The organism is Streptomyces sp. NPDC058579 (assembly GCF_042718575.1).
Lineage (GTDB): Bacteria > Actinomycetota > Actinomycetes > Streptomycetales > Streptomycetaceae > Streptomyces.
In genome coordinates, this window is the sequence record NZ_JBHXPI010000004.1 from 125,015 (window position 1) to 137,529 (window position 12,515).

Here is a 12,515-nt window from a genome sequence, read left to right on the forward strand (position 1 = left end):
GCGATGCTCTTTGGAACGTGGAACTGGGTCTCCTTCGTGGTGGGGTTGTTGGCTCTGTCCATAGGGGTATCCGTCCTGGCCTCCGGGGAATTCAGCGGAAATGAGTTCACCGTCGTCCTGACCCTGGGTCTTGGGGGATGGGTGTCGGCGACGGCTCCCTTCGCGGGGGCTCGGGTGGACGACGTGGGTATTCGCTATCGGGGGATCTTCAAGTGGGCCACCTTGCCCTGGGGTGAGGTTCGGTCCATTTCCGTCGGACCCCTGGGCGGGAACGGTCTCTTCGAGGCGGAGATGCCCGTGGTCCAGAAGGCGGACGGGAAGGACCTGCCGATTCTGACTCTGGCCGGGTACACCTCCGGGAGGTCGCGCGCCAACGACCGCGTGCGACGACAGGTGGCTGTCATGCGCGAGGGGCTGGACCGCGCCCATCGGCATTGATCGGGCTTGGCCTGCGCGCCGCGCGTACGCGAACGGGCCCCGCTCCTCCTTCGAGGAGCGGGGCCCGTTCGTCTGTCAGTCGGTGCGTCAGCCGCGGATCAGGTTGCGGAGGACGTACTGCATGATGCCGCCGTTGCGGTAGTAGTCCGCCTCGCCGGGGGTGTCGATGCGGACGACCGCGTCGAAGTCGACGCCCGTGTCCGTCGTGACCTTGACCGTGCGCGGGGTCGTGCCGTTGTTCAGTTCCTCGACGCCCGTGAAGGAGAAGGTCTCCTCGCCGGTCAGGCCGAGGGAGGCCGCCGAGGCGCCCTCCGGGAACTGGAGCGGGAGGACGCCCATGCCGATGAGGTTCGAGCGGTGGATGCGCTCGTACGACTCGGCGATGACGGCCTTGACGCCGAGGAGCGCTGTGCCCTTGGCGGCCCAGTCACGGGACGAGCCGGAGCCGTACTCCTTGCCCGCGAGGATCGCGAGCGGGGTGCCCTGCTCGATGTAGTTGCGCGAGGCGTCGTAGATGAAGGAGACGGGGGCGCCGTCCTTCGTGAAGTCGCGGGTGAAGCCGCCCTCCGTGCCCGGCGCGATCTGGTTGCGCAGGCGGATGTTGGCGAACGTGCCGCGGATCATGACCTCGTGGTTGCCTCGGCGGGAACCGTACGAGTTGAAGTCGCGGCGCTCGACGCCGTGCTCCGTCAGGTACTGGCCCGCCGGGGTGTCGGCCTTGATGGCGCCGGCCGGGGAGATGTGGTCGGTGGTGACCGAGTCGCCCAGCTTGGCGAGGACGCGCGCGCCGACGATGTCGGTGACCGGGGTGGTCTCCATCGTCATGCCCTCGAAGTACGGGGGCTTGCGGACGTAGGTGGACTCGTTGTCCCACTCGAAGGTGTTGCCGGTCGGGATCGGCAGCGCCTGCCACTGGGCGTCGCCCGCGAAGACGTCCTGGTAGGACTTGTTGAACATGTCCTCGCCGATGGAGTTGGCGACGACGTCGTTCACCTCGGCCTCGGAGGGCCAGATGTCCTTGAGGAAGACCGGGTTGCCCTCGGTGTCGATGCCGAGCGCGTCCTTCGTGATGTCGACCTTCATCGAACCCGCGAGGGCGTACGCGACGACCAGCGGCGGGGACGCCAGGTAGTTCATCTTGACGTCGGGGTTGATACGGCCCTCGAAGTTCCGGTTGCCGGAGAGGACCGAGGTGACCGCGAGGTCGTGCTCGTTGACGGCCTTGGAGACCTCCTCCGGCAGCGGGCCGGAGTTGCCGATGCAGGTGGTGCAGCCGTAGCCGACGAGGTTGAAGCCGACCTTGTCGAGGTACGGGGTCAGGCCCGCCTTGTCGAAGTAGTCGGTGACGACCTTCGAGCCCGGGGCGAGGGTGGTCTTGACCCACGGCTTGCGGGTCAGGCCCTTCTCGACGGCCTTCTTCGCGACGAGCGCGGCGGCGACCATCACGTACGGGTTCGAGGTGTTGGTGCAGGAGGTGATCGCGGCGACGGTGACGGCGCCGTGGTCGATCTCGTACGTCGAGCCGTCGGGGGCGGTCACGGTGACCGGCTTCGACGGGGCGCCGTCGGGGTGGTTGACCGGGGCGTCGGAGGCCGGGAAGGACTCCTTGCCCGCCTCGTCGGCCTCGTCCACGTAGTTGCGGACGTCGAGGGCGAACTGCTGGGCGGCGTTCGCGAGGACGATGCGGTCCTGCGGGCGCTTCGGGCCGGCGATGGAGGGGACGACCGTGGAGAGGTCGAGCTCCAGCTTCTCGGAGAAGTCGGGCTCGGCGGACGGGTCCAGCCAGAGGCCCTGCTCCTTGGCGTACGCCTCGACCAGCGCGACCTGCTGCGCGGAACGGCCGGTGAGCTTCAGGTAGTTCAGGGTCTCGCCGTCGATCGGGAAGATCGCGGCGGTGGAGCCGAACTCCGGCGACATGTTGCCGATGGTGGCGCGGTTGGCGAGGGAGGTGGCGGCCACACCCTGACCGTAGAACTCGACGAACTTGCCGACGACGCCGTGCTTGCGCAGCATCTCGGTGATCGTGAGGACGAGGTCGGTGGCGGTGGTGCCGGCCGGCAGCTCGCCGGTCAGCTTGAAGCCGACGACGCGCGGGATGAGCATGGAGACCGGCTGGCCGAGCATCGCGGCCTCGGCCTCGATGCCGCCGACGCCCCAGCCGAGCACGCCGAGGCCGTTGACCATGGTGGTGTGCGAGTCGGTGCCGACGAGGGTGTCGGGGTACGCCTGGCCGTTACGGACCATGACCGTACGGGCCAGGTGCTCGATGTTCACCTGGTGGACGATGCCGGTGCCCGGGGGGACGACCTTGAAGTCGTCGAAGGCGGTCTGGCCCCAGCGCAGGAACTGGTAGCGCTCCTTGTTGCGGCCGTACTCCAGCTCGACGTTCTGGCCGAAGGCGTCCTTCGTACCGAACTTGTCGGCGATGACCGAGTGGTCGATGACCAGCTCGGCCGGGGAGAGCGGGTTGACCTTCGCCGGGTCGCCGCCGAGCTCCTTGACGGCCTCGCGCATGGTGGCGAGGTCGACGACACAGGGCACACCGGTGAAGTCCTGCATGATCACGCGGGCCGGCGTGAACTGGATCTCCTGGCTCGGCTGAGCCTGCGAGTCCCAGCTGCCCAGGGCACGGATGTGGTCGGCGGTGATGTTCGCGCCGTCCTCGGTGCGGAGGAGGTTCTCCAGAAGAACCTTCAGGCTGTAGGGAAGGCGCGCGGAGCCCTCTACCTTGTCCAGCTTGAAGATCTCGTACGACTCGTCGCCCACGCGCAGCGTGCTGCGGGCGTCGAAGCTGTTCGCCGACACGACAGTCTCCTTCATCAATGTGCGCGTATTACCGCCATGCTGCCGCCACGACTCCTCGCCGATCCGCTAAGGTAAGACTTAGTTAGGTAACCCTTACCCGGGTGGGCGGCTGCGGTGCGCCGTAAGCAGTTATCTCGATGTCGAGATAACTCTAGTGCATCCCCGCCGCTCGGTCATGCCCGGCATGCCTGTGCGCGTCCGCGCGCGTGGAGCGCGTGCTGCGGAAGGTGCGGCGGTACGTGTCCGGCGGCACGCCGATCGTGCGGTTGAAGTGGCGGCGCAGGGTCGTGGCCGTGCCCATTCCCGTGGCGGTCGCGATGGCGTCGACGCTGTCGTCGGTCGCCTCCAGGAGCTCCTGGGCGTGGCGGATCCGCTGGGTCAGCAGCCACTGGAGCGGCGTGGTGCCGGTCACCGTGCGGAAGTGGCGGGTCAGGTTCCGCGAGCTCATGTTCGCCCGGCGGGCCAGGTCCTCCACGGTCAGCGGCTCGCCGAGCCGTTCGAGGACCCACGGGAACAGGGCGGCGAGCGGGTGGTCGTCCTGGGCCGGCACCGGGGCGGTGACGAACTGGGCCTGACCGCCGGCCCGGTGCGGGGGTACGACGAGACGGCGGGCGACCGTGTTGGCGAGCGCCGAGCCGTGGTCGAGGCGGACCAGGTGCAGGCACAGGTCCATCGCGGCGGCCTTGCCCGCCGAGGTCAGCACGCTCCCGTTGTCGACGTAGAGGACGTCCGGGTCGACCTCCACCCGGGGGTACCGGGCCGCCAGGGCCTCGGTGTGCGCCCAGTGCGTGGTCGCGCGCCGCCCGTCGAGGAGCCCGGCGGCGGCGAGCACGAAAGCGCCCGTGCACAGCGAGGCCACCCGGGCGCCCGCCTCATGGGCCGCGCGCACCGCGTCGACCAGGGCGGCGGGCGGGTCCACGTCGGCGTCGGCCCAACCGGGGACGATCACCGTGCCTGCGCCCGCGAGGCCCTCGAAGCCGCCGTCCGGCTCCAGCAGGAACCTGCCGAAGCGGACGGGGGCGGGGCCGTGGACGGCCAGCTCGTACAGGGGGTCGCTGAACACCTCGTACGCCACGGAGAGTTCGAAGTGCAGCATGCCGTCGGTGACGGCCAGCGCGACGATGCCCGTGCCCGCGCCCGTGCTCGTGTCCGTGCCCGCAGCCTCTGTACCGCTGTCCGATTCCATGTCCGGAAGTGTATGGGGCGTGTCGTTCCAGACACTCGTGCCGGGCGTCCGCCGTTGCCAGACTCTCCGTATCCGTACGAAGCATGGACATAGGGGATCTCATGAGTGCAGGTCAGACGGTCGCGGTGTACGGCGCCTACGGGCACACCGGGCGTTTCGTGGTGGCGGAGCTGATCGCGCGCGGGTTCGTCCCGGTCCTGTCGGGGCGCGACGCCGACAAGCTGCGGGAGCTCGCGGCGTCGCTGCCGGGCGTCGAGGTCCGGCCCGCCTCGGTCGACGACCCGGCCGCGCTCGACCGGGCCCTGGCCGGCGCCGCCGCCGTGATCAACTCCGCCGGGCCCTTCGCCGCGACCGCCGCCCCGGTGATCGAGGCGGCGCTGCGGGCCGGCATCCCGTACGTGGACGTGGCGGCCGAGATCGAGGCCAACCTCGACACGTTCGCGCGGTTCGCCGAGCCGGCGCGCGCCGCGGACACGGCCGTCCTCCCCGCGATGGCCTTCTTCGGCGGCCTCGGCGACCTGCTGGTCAGCGCGGCCCTTGGCGACCGGACGACGGCCGACGAGGTCCATGTCGCGTACGGGCTGAGCAGCTGGCACCCGACGGCCGGGACCCGCGCGGGCGGCGCGATCTCCCGGCGGCGCAGGGAAGGCCGGAACGTCCGTTACACCAAGGGGCGCCTGGAGTACGGCGACGGCACCCGGCCGACCGTGAAGTGGTCCTTCCCCGAGCCGCTCGGGGTCAGGGACGTGATCGGCGACTTCACCATGGCCGACGTCGTCACCGTCCCCAGTCACCTGGCCGTCCCGGAGGTCCGTACGTACATGGCCGTCGAAGCGGCCAGGGACGTGGCCGCCCCCGACACCCCGGCACCGGCCGCTGCCGACGAGCGGGGGCGTTCCGCGCAGACCTTCCTCGTCGACGTCCTCGTCCGCTCCGGCGGCGAGGAGCTGCGCGCCACGGCGAGCGGCCGGGACATCTACGCCGTCAGCGCGCCGCTCGCCGTGGAGGCGGTCGACCGGCTGCTCACTGGCCGGAGCCGGACTGTCGGAGTCGCCTCTGCCGGGGCGATGTTCGACGCGCCGGACTTCCTCCGCGCCCTGTCCGCCGACCTCTCGGTGGAGCTGTAGACCGAGGCACAAGGCGGCCGGGGTCAGCCGTGCCAGACGCCCGTCGCGGCGGTGGTACGGACGTACTCCGCGAAGTCGCGCGGTTCGCGGCCGAGTGCGCGCTGCACACCGTCGGCGAGCTGGGCGAAGCGCTCCTCGCGGATCCAGCCGTAGAGCATGTTGACCAGCTCCACGTACTCCCCCGACAGCCCCTGGCGCACGCCGAAGGCCGCGAACTCCTCCGGCGGGACCGCGCGATGGGCGATGTCCCGGCCCGTGGCGCGGCCGATCTCGTCCATGACGTCGTCGAGACCGAGCAGGCGCGGCCCGGTCAGTCGGTACGTCTCCCCGGCGTGGCCGTCCTCGGTGAGGGCGGCCACCGCCACATCGGCGATGTCTTCGGCGTCGACGAACGGCTCGCCGCCGGTCCCCGTCGAGCTGACGACCTCGCCGTCGAGGATCTGCCCGAGGTAGAAGGGGTCCTCGCTGAAGTTCTGGGCGAACCAGGCCGGCTTCACGATGGTCCAGGCCGTGCCCGACTCCCGTACCGCGCGCTCGCAGGGCAGCTTCTCCTCGCCGTCCGGCACCACCCAGTCGTTGGCGGAGAGCAGGACGAGCCGCTCGACCCCGCGCGCGGCGGCGAGCCGGCTGAAGGCGCGCATCGAGTCCGCCGCCGTGTCGGTCTGCGCGTCGACCAGATAGACCGCGCCCGCGCCGGCGAGCGCCGGCTCCCAGGTGGACTCGTCGGTCCAGTCGAAGGGGGTCGGTCCTTTACGGGAGGCGGCGCGCACCTCGTGGCCGGCGTTCTGGAGGCGGGAGAGGACACGGCGGCCGGTCTTGCCGGTGCTGCCGAGGACCAGGACAGGCTTCGTCACCGAACTCTTCGTCATCGCATTCCTCGATTTCGTCGTCTTCGTCGTCATGGAACGAGTCAAACGCGCCGGTGGTGAGGCGGGGAATGGTCTGTCGACTCAATCCGATGTCTGAGCGTCTAACCTTGCCGTATGGACGCGTTGGGGAGCCTGCTGTACGAGGTGAGGGCCGAGGGCGCGCTGTTCAGCCGGAACCACTTGGCGCCCCCGTGGTCGGTCCGGTTCGCCGACCGCGCACCGCTCACCCTGGTCACCATGTTGCGGGGCTCAGGCCTCGTCGACGTGGGTGACGGCGAGCCGCCGGTCGCGCTCGGCGAGGGTGACGTGGCCGTCGTCGTCGGCTCGGAGCCGTTCTGCGTCGGCGACGAGGACGGTTCGGGGGCGCCGCCGCTGTACGTACGGGAAGGTCCCGACCGGTGCACGACGGCCGACGGTGAGGAGATCAGCGAGGACGTCATCCTGGGCCCGCGGGTGTGCGGGAACAGTGCGGACGGCCCCGCGGTGCTGCTGACCGGCAGTTATCGGGTCGGCGGGCGGGTCTCGGAGCGTCTGCTGAGCACGCTCCCCCGGGTCCTCGTGGTCCGCCCCGAGGGCGGACCCGCACCGATCATGGACCTGACGGCCGCCGAGATCGGCCGCGACGACCCGGGGCAGCAGGCGGTCCTCGACCGGCTCCTGGACCTGTTGCTGCTGTGCACACTGCGGGAGTGGTTCAGCCGTCCGGAGGCCGATCCGCCGGGCTGGTACCGGGCGCTCGGCGACCCGGTCGCGGGCCGGGCGCTCCGGCTGATCCACGACCGCCCGGAGCAGACGTGGACCGTGGCGGCGCTCGCCGAGGAGAGCGGCGTGTCGCGCGCGACGCTGGCCCGCCGCTTCACCGAGCTCGTCGGCGAACCCCCGATGGCCTATCTGACCGGCTGGCGCCTGGCGCTGGCGGCCGACCTTCTGGCGCGCACCGACGAGACGGTGGAGGCGATCGCCCGACAGGTGGGCTACCGCAGCGCGTTCGGGCTGAGCGTGGCCTTCCAGCGCGTCCACGGAACCCGCCCCAGCCACCACCGCGCTGCCGCGAGAACCGTCGCGGCCTGACCCCGTACGAGCCGGGGCCTTCGCCGCCTGACCCCCTACGGGCTCAGGACCGTCGCCGCCCGACCCCGTACGAACTCAGGACCGTCGCCGCCCGACCCCGTACGAGCTCAGGACCGTCGCCGCCCGAGCTCAGGACCATCGCCACCCGACCCCCGTACGGGCGCGGTTCGATTGCCGGGGCCGGGCGGTGGGCCGAGGATCGGAGCATGGGCATGTTCAGCGGCGCGCATGTGATTCTCTACACCCCGGACGCCGACGCCGACCGGGCCTTCCTCAAGGACGTCCTCGGCTTCGACCACGTCGACGCCGGTGGCGGCTGGCTCGTCTTCAAGCTGCCGCCGGCCGAGGTCGCGGTGCACCCGACGGCGGGTGAGTCGAAGCACGAGTTCTATCTGATGTGCGACGACATCGCCGCCACGCTCACCACCCTCGAGGATCGCGGCGCCGAGATCTCACGGCCCATCAGCGATCAGGGCTGGGGTCTGCTCGCCGCCGTACGGCTGCCGAGCGGGGCCGAACTGCCCCTGTACGAACCGCGTCACCCCACTGCGCACGGCGCGTCACCCTGACGGCCCACCCCCACGCGAGCGTCATCTCATATCTGAGATAACGTGACGCCCATGGCAGACGACTACCTCGTACGCATCGGCAAGCTCATCCGTGACGCCCGTCAGCACCGTGGCTGGACACAGACGCAGCTCGCCGAAGCCCTGGCCACAAGCCAGAGCGCCGTGAACCGGATCGAACGTGGCAACCAGAACATCAGCCTTGAGATGATCGCACGCATCGGCGAAGCACTCGACAGCGAGATCGTGTCCCTCGGTTACGCCGGACCCATGCATCTGCGGGTCGTCGGCCGCCGCCGGCTCTCCGGCGCCATCGACGTCAAGACGAGCAAGAACGCGTGTGTCGCGCTGCTCTGCGCCACGCTCCTCAACAGCGGCCGCACGGTCCTGCGCCGCGTCGCCCGGATCGAGGAGGTCTTCCGGCTCCTGGAGGTCCTCAACTCCATCGGCGTGCGCACCCGTTGGATCAACGACGGGGTCGACCTGGAGATCGTGCCGCCCGCCGAGCTGGACATGGACTCGATCGACGCCGAGGCGGCGATCCGGACCCGCTCGATCATCATGTTCCTCGGCCCGCTGCTGCACCGCATGGACCGCTTCAAGCTGCCGTACGCGGGCGGTTGCGACCTCGGTACGCGCACGATCGAGCCGCACATGATCGCGCTGCGCCGCTTCGGCCTCGACATCACGGCGACCGAGGGCCTCTACCACGCGCAGGTCGAGCGGTCGGTCTCCCCCGACCGCCCGATCGTGCTGACCGAGCGCGGCGACACCGTGACGGAGAACGCGCTGCTGGCCGCGGCCCGCCACGACGGCGTGACCGTCATCCGCAACGCCTCCTCCAACTACATGGTCCAGGACCTCTGCTTCTTCCTGGAGGCGCTGGGCGTACGGGTGGACGGCATCGGCACGACGACGCTGACCGTGCACGGTGTCCCGCGGATCGACGTGGACGTGGACTACTCCCCCTCGGAGGACCCGGTCGAGGCGATGAGCCTGCTGGCCGCGGCCGTGGTGACGGAGTCGGAGCTGACGATCCGCCGGGTCCCGATCGAGTTCATGGAGATCGAGCTCGCGGTCCTGGAGGAGATGGGCCTCGACCACGACCGCTCGCCGGAGTACGCGGCGGACAACGGCCGCACGCGCCTGGTGGACCTGACGGTCCGGCCCTCCAAGCTGGAGGCCCCGATCGACAAGATCCACCCGATGCCGTTCCCGGGCCTGAACATCGACAACGTGCCGTTCTTCGCGGCCATCGCGGCGACGGCGCAGGGCAAGACCCTCATCCACGACTGGGTCTACGACAACCGCGCCATCTACCTCACCGACCTCAACCGCCTCGGCGGCCGCCTCCAGCTCCTCGACCCCCACCGCGTCCTGGTCGAGGGCCCGACCCGCTGGCGCGCGGCCGAGATGATGTGCCCCCCGGCCCTTCGCCCGGCGGTCGTCGTCCTGCTGGCGATGATGGCGGCCGAGGGCACGTCGGTCCTGCGCAACGTCTACGTCATCAACCGCGGCTACGAGGAACTGGCGGAACGCCTGAACTCGGTGGGCGCGCAGATCGAGATCTTCCGGGACATCTGACCCGAACACCACACCGCCGCACCCTGTCTGACCTGCGAATACGCTGGTCAGACAGGGTGCGGCGGTGCTTTTCGGGCGGGTCGGCCGGTGGAACGGCCATACACTCGCTCCATGGGTCGCACCGGTTCGACGTGGCAGTGCCTGCGGCAGGCCGCGTCCGGAGTGGGTGCGGCCGTCGTCGACCCGGCCACCGCCGCTGACGTCGAAGCGCCCCGGATCCGCCGCATCGCCCTGCACGGCCACGGCTAGCGATCCCTCTCCCCGGCGCGCCGCTCCGCGTGCCGTACGCCGGGTCTCTCACCGGCCGAGGCCGCCTCGCCCTTCTGTCGCCGGGCGGTCTCCGCCCCGCTCCACATCACCACAGCAGCCTTCCGGCACTCGCCGGCGCTGCCGCCTGGCGACGGCCGCACGCATGGGCCGAGCCACCTCGAAGGGATCATTGTGAAGCTGAGCGACTTGCTGGCCGGCCAGGAGCACCACGTCCTCCACGGTGCCCCGGGCAGGACTCTGATCACCGCGGGGCCCACCTTCGACGTGGAGCGGGTGACGCCGGGTTGCCTGTTCATCGCCGTGCCCGGACACCAGGAGGGCGGGCCCGACTCCGTGGCGCCCGCGCTCGCCCGCGGAGCGGCCGCCGTACTCGTCGACGGCACCGGACCGGCGCTCCCGTCTTCGGTGTGGCCGCCGGGCGCGTGTGCCGTGCGGGTGCCGGACGTCCGGAGGGCGGCCGCGGTCGTGACCTCCCGTTACTACGGCGAACCGGGGCGGCAGATGGATGTCGTGGCGATCACCGGCACCAACGGCAAGACATCGGTCTCGTACATGGTCGAGTCCGCCCTGCGGATCGCCGAGGGCGCGAAGGTGGGGGTCATCGGAACGGCCGGCAGCCGCATCGGCGACGAGCTGATCCCGATGCCGCGCTCCGTGCTGACCACCCCGGAATCGCCGGACCTGCAGTATCTCCTCGGGTGCATGCGTGACCGCGGGACCGGCAGTGTGGTCCTCGAGGCCACGTCGATGGGCCTGCTGACGCACCGGGTGGACCGTACGTTCATCGACGTCGGGGTGTTCACCAACCTCACGCAGGACCACCTCGACGACCACGGGACGATGGCGAACTACCGGGACGCCAAGCTCCGTCTCTTCCAGGGGCTGTGCCGGCGCGCCGTGGTCAACGTCGACGACCCGGTCGGCGCCGGGATCGTGGCGATGATGCCGGGTGCGGTGACCACGTACGCCCTCGACACGCCGGCGGACTACCGGGCCACCGGCCTCGTCGTCAGCGCGTCCGGCACGCGGTTCACCCTGCACCACGGCGGGCGTACGTATCCGGCGTCGATCCCGGTCCCCGGCCGGTTCTCGGTGGCCAACGCGCTCGCCACGCTGGCCGCCTGCCACGTCCTCGGCCACGAGCTGGGCTCCCTCGTCACCGCGCTCGAGCTGATGCCGCCCGTCCCCGGCCGGTTCGAGCGCTTCGAGACTCCGGGCGGTACGTCGGTGATCGTGGACTACGCCCACTCCCCGGACTCCCTGGACAAGGTCCTGACGACCATCCGCGGCTACGCGCGCGGCCGGGTGATCACCGTCTTCGGCTGCGGCGGCGACCGGGACACGACGAAGCGGGCCGACATGGGGCGGATCGCCGGGACCCACTCCGACCTGTGCGTCCTCACCTCGGACAACCCGCGCAACGAGGACCCGCAGACCATCCTGGACCAGATCGTCCCCGGCCTCGCCGCGACCGGCACACCGTACGAGCGGATCGCCGACCGCCGCGAGGCCATCGCGTTCGCCCTGTCCGCGGCAGGCCCGCGGGACACCGTCCTGATCGCCGGCAAGGGCAGCGAGCCGCACCAGATCGTCGGCGACGAGCTGCTGCCCTTCAGCGACATGGCGACCGCGCGCGAACTCGCCGACGACTACTCCGGAGCCGGCGCTACGGGCGTACCCGCCGGGCCTCGAACCGGCCCGGGGTCAGTTCGAGGGTGAAGCTGACCTGCTGGCCCTCGGAGAGGACCTGGTCCGCCGTCTCTATGTCCTCGGCTCGGACGTAGACGGCGTCCTCGTCTCCGTACGGGGTGATGAACCCGTACCCGCCCTCCTGGTTGAAGTACGTCACGAGTCCCTTGCGGCGGCCGTTCACGATGGACTCCCTCGGGCGGCTTGCACCTCCCTTCCATCTCACCTCTGGACGGGCGCCTTGGGAAGATCCCTCAAGCGATCGGGCCGCTACGGAGCGTGATGGAGAGAGCAGCTCACTCGACGGGTTCCACCACGAAGACGGGGATCTCCCGGTCGGTCCCGCGCTGGTAGTCGGCGTAGGTGGGGAAGGCCGCGACGGCCCGTTCCCACCAGGCCTGGCGCTCCTCGCCGGTCACGAGCCGGGCCTTCATGTCCCACCGGCCCGTCCCGTCACGCAGCTCGACCTGCGGAAAGGCGACCAGGTTGTGGTACCAGACGGGGTGCTTCACGGCGCCGCCGTTGGAGGCGACGAGCGCGTACGCGCCCTCGTGCTCCACCCGCATGAGCGGGGTCTTGCGGAGCTTGCCGCTCTTCGCGCCGACGTTGGTCACGAGGACGACGGGCAGGCCGCGCATCGTCGTGCCCTCCGTGCCGCCCGAGCCCTCGTACAGCTCGACCTGCTCCCGTACCCACTGCGTCGGGCTGGGCTCGTACGTTCCCTCAAGCGGCATGTCGCTCCCTCTTCTCGCGTCGGTCCGGTCAGTCCATCAGAGACTCCCGCCTCAGGGATATGAGTGGGGTCAAATGTCTCCTTTTCGGCGTGTTGGCGCGTGAAGCAGGCCACTCTCCGCAAGGCGTTGCGCATGGATCCCGGTAGCCAGGGCAGGCGGCCGGACCGCCGGTCCTA

General features: G+C 70.5%; 12 protein-coding genes. 7 read left to right on the forward strand and 5 right to left on the reverse strand.

Translation table 11 applies throughout. The features are described from left to right. Positions 1–3 precede the first annotated feature (3 nt). Positions 4–438: a hypothetical protein gene (locus tag ACFWRO_RS07655; RefSeq protein ID WP_384505733.1), complete on the forward strand. Its 435-nt coding sequence runs from the start codon at positions 4–6 to the stop codon at positions 436–438. Between the two features lie 87 nt (positions 439–525). On the opposite strand, the gene acnA is transcribed toward ACFWRO_RS07655, so the two are convergent. Continuing rightward, positions 526–3,243: an aconitate hydratase AcnA gene (acnA, locus tag ACFWRO_RS07660; RefSeq protein ID WP_384505735.1), complete on the reverse strand. Its 2,718-nt coding sequence runs from the start codon at positions 3,241–3,243 to the stop codon at positions 526–528. A gap of 151 nt (positions 3,244–3,394) precedes the next feature. Further along, a complete protein-coding gene (locus ACFWRO_RS07665; protein ID WP_384505738.1) occupies positions 3,395–4,429 on the reverse strand; it encodes a helix-turn-helix domain-containing protein in 1,035 nt (344 codons plus the stop codon). A 101-nt stretch (positions 4,430–4,530) separates the two neighbouring features. Here ACFWRO_RS07665 and ACFWRO_RS07670 point away from each other — a divergent pair, with 101 nt between their 5' ends. Next, entirely contained in the window at positions 4,531–5,556 is a 1,026-nt protein-coding gene (locus tag ACFWRO_RS07670; RefSeq protein WP_384505740.1) for a saccharopine dehydrogenase family protein, read from the forward strand. A gap of 23 nt (positions 5,557–5,579) precedes the next feature. On the opposite strand, the gene ACFWRO_RS07675 is transcribed toward ACFWRO_RS07670, so the two are convergent. Next, on the reverse strand, positions 5,580–6,410 hold the full coding sequence (locus ACFWRO_RS07675) for an NAD(P)H-binding protein (protein ID WP_384505743.1): 831 nt from the start codon (positions 6,408–6,410) through the stop codon (positions 5,580–5,582). A gap of 129 nt (positions 6,411–6,539) precedes the next feature. On the opposite strand from ACFWRO_RS07675, the gene ACFWRO_RS07680 reads away from it, so the two are divergent. From ACFWRO_RS07680 to ACFWRO_RS07700, 5 genes are all read left to right on the forward strand, one after another. Continuing rightward, positions 6,540–7,496, forward strand: coding sequence for a cupin domain-containing protein (locus ACFWRO_RS07680; protein ID WP_384505745.1), 957 nt, complete (start codon positions 6,540–6,542; stop codon positions 7,494–7,496). A gap of 212 nt (positions 7,497–7,708) precedes the next feature. Further along, complete coding sequence (locus ACFWRO_RS07685; protein ID WP_384506325.1) at positions 7,709–8,065, forward strand: VOC family protein; 357 nt, start codon at positions 7,709–7,711, stop codon at positions 8,063–8,065. 51 nt (positions 8,066–8,116) lie between these two features. Then, positions 8,117–9,646, forward strand: a complete 1,530-nt coding sequence (locus ACFWRO_RS07690) for a UDP-N-acetylglucosamine 1-carboxyvinyltransferase (protein ID WP_362014493.1) — start codon at positions 8,117–8,119, stop codon at positions 9,644–9,646. Positions 9,647–9,757: 111 nt separating this feature from the next. Then, positions 9,758–9,895 carry a hypothetical protein gene (locus tag ACFWRO_RS07695; protein ID WP_384505748.1) on the forward strand — a complete coding sequence of 46 codons (138 nt, stop codon included), beginning with the start codon at positions 9,758–9,760 and terminating at the stop codon, positions 9,893–9,895. A gap of 192 nt (positions 9,896–10,087) precedes the next feature. Next, positions 10,088–11,635 carry a UDP-N-acetylmuramoyl-L-alanyl-D-glutamate--2,6-diaminopimelate ligase gene (locus ACFWRO_RS07700; RefSeq protein WP_384505749.1) on the forward strand — a complete coding sequence of 516 codons (1,548 nt, stop codon included), beginning with the start codon at positions 10,088–10,090 and terminating at the stop codon, positions 11,633–11,635. Here the strand turns inward: ACFWRO_RS07700 and ACFWRO_RS07705 are convergent. Beyond that, positions 11,583–11,789 carry a cold shock domain-containing protein gene (locus ACFWRO_RS07705; RefSeq protein WP_384505751.1) on the reverse strand — a complete coding sequence of 69 codons (207 nt, stop codon included), beginning with the start codon at positions 11,787–11,789 and terminating at the stop codon, positions 11,583–11,585. The two genes, ACFWRO_RS07700 and ACFWRO_RS07705, sit on opposite strands and share 53 nt — an antisense overlap. Positions 11,790–11,901: 112 nt before the next feature. Beyond that, the gene (locus tag ACFWRO_RS07710) at positions 11,902–12,339 is read right to left on the reverse strand and encodes a nitroreductase family deazaflavin-dependent oxidoreductase (RefSeq protein WP_384505754.1); all 438 of its coding nucleotides are present in this window, start codon (positions 12,337–12,339) and stop codon (positions 11,902–11,904) included. Positions 12,340–12,515: the final 176 nt, after the last annotated feature.

What these genes read in the sequence shown, in the direction of transcription:
- ACFWRO_RS07655 (WP_384505733.1), top strand. Translation starts at nt 4, where the DNA reads ATGCTCTTTGGAACGTGGAACTGGGTCTCCTTCGTGGTGGGGTTGTTG.
- ACFWRO_RS07665 (WP_384505738.1), bottom strand. Translation starts at nt 4,429, where the DNA reads ATGGAATCGGACAGCGGTACAGAGGCTGCGGGCACGGACACGAGCACG.
- ACFWRO_RS07670 (WP_384505740.1), top strand. Translation starts at nt 4,531, where the DNA reads ATGAGTGCAGGTCAGACGGTCGCGGTGTACGGCGCCTACGGGCACACC.
- ACFWRO_RS07680 (WP_384505745.1), top strand. Translation starts at nt 6,540, where the DNA reads ATGGACGCGTTGGGGAGCCTGCTGTACGAGGTGAGGGCCGAGGGCGCG.
- ACFWRO_RS07685 (WP_384506325.1), top strand. Translation starts at nt 7,709, where the DNA reads ATGTTCAGCGGCGCGCATGTGATTCTCTACACCCCGGACGCCGACGCC.
- ACFWRO_RS07690 (WP_362014493.1), top strand. Translation starts at nt 8,117, where the DNA reads ATGGCAGACGACTACCTCGTACGCATCGGCAAGCTCATCCGTGACGCC.
- ACFWRO_RS07695 (WP_384505748.1), top strand. Translation starts at nt 9,758, where the DNA reads ATGGGTCGCACCGGTTCGACGTGGCAGTGCCTGCGGCAGGCCGCGTCC.
- ACFWRO_RS07710 (WP_384505754.1), bottom strand. Translation starts at nt 12,339, where the DNA reads ATGCCGCTTGAGGGAACGTACGAGCCCAGCCCGACGCAGTGGGTACGG.